The organism is Azospirillum agricola, from assembly GCF_017876095.1.
Classification (GTDB): domain Bacteria; phylum Pseudomonadota; class Alphaproteobacteria; order Azospirillales; family Azospirillaceae; genus Azospirillum; species Azospirillum agricola.
This window is the reverse complement of record NZ_JAGINM010000062.1, coordinates 1-4,307: the sequence shown is the minus strand read 5'-3', so window position 1 is coordinate 4,307 and position 4,307 is coordinate 1. Positions and strand designations below refer to the sequence as shown.

The following is a 4,307-nucleotide window of genomic DNA, read 5'->3' as shown; positions in this document are numbered from 1 at the left end:
CCAAACCCAGGGTGGTAGTCTGCCAGATCAGAGGTGGCTGGTTATTGGACGCCGATCACCCCTGAAACTGGCCCAGTGTTGCAAGCCGATGCACAAGCAAGGCGAGCCGATGAGGAGGGGCCGGGAGCAATGGAACGGAAAACCGACATAGGCCGACCTTGTTGAAATCTACACCGGGATAATGTCCATATGGGATAACCGCTTTTAAGCGTTGACGGAAGGATATTACAATTTGCACTCTTTTATGGGTGGAAAAGTTCTCATAAGGAGGGCTCGAAATGCGATTTCTGACGATCATAGCTTTCGCAGCAGTGACGATATGTTCAGCAAACGCACACTCCGAAACTGTGTATGCAAGAGCAAAGTTATCTGAAACAGGGACGCCAGCAGCAGAGGATAATCCAGCCTGTACCCCAGACCAGCATGCCAAAAATCTTGGGGAAGTACTTAAGGAAAAGGGCCTTGATCTTATTGGAAAGTCAACTGCTGCGGCTGGGTTGACGTCCGATCCATTCAATACGAGGAGGTTGAACCAATCTGTCTGTATGGATCTTTGTGTTGTTATTCCAACCGGAGCATCATTTAAGGCGAAAGGGGCTATCACACCTATTGACTGGCAAGGAGAACTATCGTCTGGATTGCCTAAGACAGTCAATCCAGGAATATGGGCGGCATTCACTGGGCCAGCAGTGGACTCAACACCAAAAGGTGATGTTGTCTGTTATACAGCTAAGAATTGGAGCCACAACCAAGCCAGGAATGTAGGAATAGAAATTACATACTAACTGAGTATCTGTTTAAGGCTAGGGGCATTCAACTCACGGCAGATAGGCGCGTCCGTGAGCCGATTGCAAAACATGTGTTTTCCGACATACACCGAAAGCCGTCTCCCGCCTCGACCGAAGGCCCCCGGATTCATAGACGGGAAACCCTGTCGGAATGATTGGCTGTACGGAAACCGCTTCAGCATGGTTTTCCGTACAGCTGCTTCGACCTTATGTCGGCTTTCTGTTCCATTGCTCCCCGCCCCCGATGAGACACTTTCAGCGCCTCGATAAGGTTGCATTCGGCGTTCAGGGACGTCCCATGAAGCCGGTTTAGACCCTACCGAGACACGAGACAGGGCTTACCTAGGTTTTCGGTTCGCCTGCTACTCGCCCCCCTGGGACGACACCGACGGTCAGCAGGACGGCCAGCACCGGGCAAGTTGGTCGGCCGCCGCGCCCTCCAGGTCCGGCGCCTCGGTGCCGTCGACGCCGCCCTGGGCGACCAGCTCGCCGGCGGTCCGGCGGCGAGCTGGATCTGGCTGGGAGGGCTCGGCGGTGCCACTTTCGTGAAAGGACGGCGCCATCGGGCAGGAGGCCTGAACCGCTCCGGTCAACCGGCCCCGCCGCTCCCTCCTGCGAACGCCCCTGAACCTTCGGCGCATCGCACAGCTGGATTGACAGAAGGCCCCTTTAAGGCACATAAAGCAGGATAGTGTGTATTAAAGGGGTCTCATATGAAGAGGCCGGTGCTTCTTAGTTCGCCCGAGGCGGATGCCTTGGAGCGCCTGGGCAGGCGGGTGAGGTTGGCCCGCCTGAGGCGGAACCTGTCGCAGGACGAAATGTCCGTACGGACCGGCGTGACGAAGAAGACCTATATCGCGCTGGAGAAGGGCAAGGAGACGGTCAACGTCGGCCTGCTGGTCAAGGTCATGTCGGTCCTCGGCTACGCCGACCGGTTGCCCGACATGCTGGCGTCGGATCCGTTGGGCGAGGAGTTGGAGGAGATTCATGGCAGGAAGCGGGGCGGGCACCTGGAAGGTTGATGCGGACGGCCGTCTGATGGAGATGGTCGTCTTCGCAGACGTGGACGGGGTCCCCGTTCCGGCGGGCGTCCTGTCGTTCAAGGGTGTTCCGGGACGGATGCGGCAGGGCGTCTTCCGCTACGACGAGGCGTGGCGCCGCCGTCCGGGGGCGAAGCCGCTGGCGGCGACCGGCCTGCCGCTCCGACGCTCGTTCCAGAGCCTTCCACCCCACGAAATCCCGCTGCCCCTCTACGACGCGTCCCCGGACGGCTGGGGCAAGGCGATCCTGTCCATGGCATATCCGGACGTCCCGCTGGCGGCGCCGGAGTACATTGCGGCCGCCGGAGGGGACCGCATCGGCCATCTCCACTTCGGTCCGGACGACCAAGCGCCCGAGGTTTGGGTCCCGGCTAAGGCCATGATCGACCTGCCGGGGGATGAGGACGACCTGGAGGGGTTGGCCGACGCCGCCGACGCGGTCGAGAATGGCGTCGCGACCAGATCGCACCTCGCCAAGCTGCTCGACAGCGGCGCCGACATAGGAGGCGCGCGGCCGAAGGCCAGGATCTTCGCCGACGGCGAACCGTGGATCGTCAAGATGCGGGCGAGGGACGACGCCTTCGATCACCAGCGGGTGGAGGCCGCCTGCCTGTCCGTCGCGCGGGAGGCGGGCATCGACACGCCCGACCACAGGGTGACCGAGATCGCCGGACGCTCCGTCCTCCTGGTGAAGCGGTTTGACCGCACCGGAGTCGTGCGCCACGCGTACACCAGCGCGGCCACCATCCTCGGCCAGCCGCCCGGCACCTACGGGGCCTCCGACGCGTCCTACGCCGACCTCGCCATCGCCGCCCGGCGCGCGGGGATCGCCGACTGCGCCAAGATGCTGTTCGAGCGCCTCCTTCTCAACTGCTTCCTCAACAACACGGACGACCACCTGCACAACCACGGCTTCATCGACGACGGCGACGGCTGGCGCCTGTCGCCGGTGTTCGACGTGGTGCCACAAGCTCGACGCGCCTTGGTCCTGCGCCCTGCCCGACACCGGTCGGCCGAGGCGGACCCGTCGAAGGCGCTGGAGGCGCACGAGGCGTTCGGGCTGTCCCGCGAGGAGGCCGACGAGTGCTACGCACGCATACGTGCGGCCGCTGCCAGCTTCCCCAAGTGGCTCGACCGCCACGAGGTGTCCGCGATGGACCGCGAGGCCGTCATGCGCAGGGTCCCACACCTGCCGTAAACGGGGTTCCCCGTTCATGCATCGGACCGCGGACGGCTGGTACGCAAGCGAGAACGACCAGTCTCATAATTGGACGAAGCCCAGAGGTGGCCCGAGGAGCCTTGATCTGCGCCGCAGATTGCCGCGCCCTTCTGGCACGCGCCTCGGCCTCAGCTATGCCCTAGACAACCGCCACCCCGGCGACGACGGTGTCGGTGACCAGCACCAAGATGCTCCGTCTCAAGTCCGGCCCCTTTCGCTTGGTGAAATGCCTCTTGTCTTGCAGTGGGCGATCGCTGCACCTTGACTGGGGTGACGGGGCGATCAGAGAAAATATAGTTCGATCGGGCCGGATCTTTCAGGAGATGGGCAAATGAAATATTACTTGGAAACCAATGCGCTTCGAGCACTAGGAAAGGCAATTAACAAAAAATCTGAGATATTAAAATATTCATATACATCTATGTTTTCTCTATTTGAAATATACAGAGGAATTGATCGGAAAAGCCCTGCATCGGAAGAAAGCCAGAAAAGATCGGCCATATTAAGTAATTTGTCAGAATCCGACTTGCAGTTTTTGCAATATATGCCGAATGAAATGATTCAACTCGGCTTCACTGGAGAAGTGGTTCTTTGTGACTCAATGGTAATGCAGTATGCGCTAAAACTGCAGCGGATGGAAAGTGAGTTAGACGAAGAACTTCTTGATGCCCTAATAAAAAGCTATGAAGACTGTAAGATTGCTTTCAATGAAATAATCAGGAGAACGTATAATGTGCGACCTCCTGAGAAAGAGATAGTACAAATAACAAACCTAGATGATTATATTATTCCATTTAATGAAGGAAAACAAATAAGTCAATCTAGGATGGCTCATCCGTCTCATCATGTAATGGATATACTGAAAGATGACGCTTCTATTGATTTATTTAGGGCGCACAATAAGACCTCCAGCAAAAGCAATGGTGATATAGTAGAAAGCTATAAAGGAACCCATGATATTTTCTTCTTCGTACTTTTTGGTTATAATCTAATGAAATCTGCAAAAGGCGGGATGGCCAAGCGGAACGACCTATATGATTTATTTCACACGCTGTATTTATACGACAGGGAACAGATAATGGTTACCAATGATACTTTGTTACAGGAACTGCTGCCAAGTATTAACGTTATGACCGTAGAGGATTTCAGGAAACTAATGTGAGGGCTAGTACTACTTTGGCAGTTTCTGGGTGATGGAGTGAACTGAAACCTGTTGTACATCTGAGAAAACGATCTTGGCCGGAGGCACTCATGCTGGAC

At 56.9% G+C, this 4,307-nt stretch carries 5 protein-coding genes; 4 read left to right on the top strand and 1 reads right to left on the bottom strand.

Translation table 11 applies throughout. The features are described from left to right. Window positions 1-278 precede the first annotated feature (278 nt). Window positions 279-785: a hypothetical protein gene (locus tag J2847_RS33740; RefSeq protein WP_209783093.1), complete on the top strand. Its 507-nt coding sequence runs from the start codon at window positions 279-281 to the stop codon at window positions 783-785. A 395-nt stretch (window positions 786-1,180) separates the two neighbouring features. Here J2847_RS33740 and J2847_RS33735 read toward each other — a convergent pair whose 3' ends face one another. Then, the gene (locus J2847_RS33735; protein WP_209783092.1) at window positions 1,181-1,381 is read right to left on the bottom strand and encodes a hypothetical protein; all 201 of its coding nucleotides are present in this window, start codon (window positions 1,379-1,381) and stop codon (window positions 1,181-1,183) included. 120 nt (window positions 1,382-1,501) lie between these two features. Between J2847_RS33735 and J2847_RS33730 the strand changes: the two genes are divergently transcribed. The 3 genes from J2847_RS33730 to J2847_RS33720 all read left to right on the top strand — a co-directional run bounded on the left by J2847_RS33730 (window position 1,502) and on the right by J2847_RS33720 (window position 4,209). Then, window positions 1,502-1,810 carry a helix-turn-helix domain-containing protein gene (locus J2847_RS33730; protein ID WP_209783091.1) on the top strand — a complete coding sequence of 103 codons (309 nt, stop codon included), beginning with the start codon at window positions 1,502-1,504 and terminating at the stop codon, window positions 1,808-1,810. Beyond that, a complete protein-coding gene (locus J2847_RS33725; protein ID WP_209783090.1) occupies window positions 1,776-3,026 on the top strand; it encodes a type II toxin-antitoxin system HipA family toxin in 1,251 nt (416 codons plus the stop codon). Before J2847_RS33730 ends, J2847_RS33725 begins: the two co-directional genes overlap by 35 nt. Window positions 3,027-3,378: 352 nt before the next feature. Beyond that, window positions 3,379-4,209 (top strand): hypothetical protein, encoded by an 831-nt coding sequence (locus tag J2847_RS33720; RefSeq protein ID WP_209783089.1) that lies wholly within the window; start codon window positions 3,379-3,381, stop codon window positions 4,207-4,209. The last annotated feature ends 98 nt before the right edge of the window (window positions 4,210-4,307 follow it).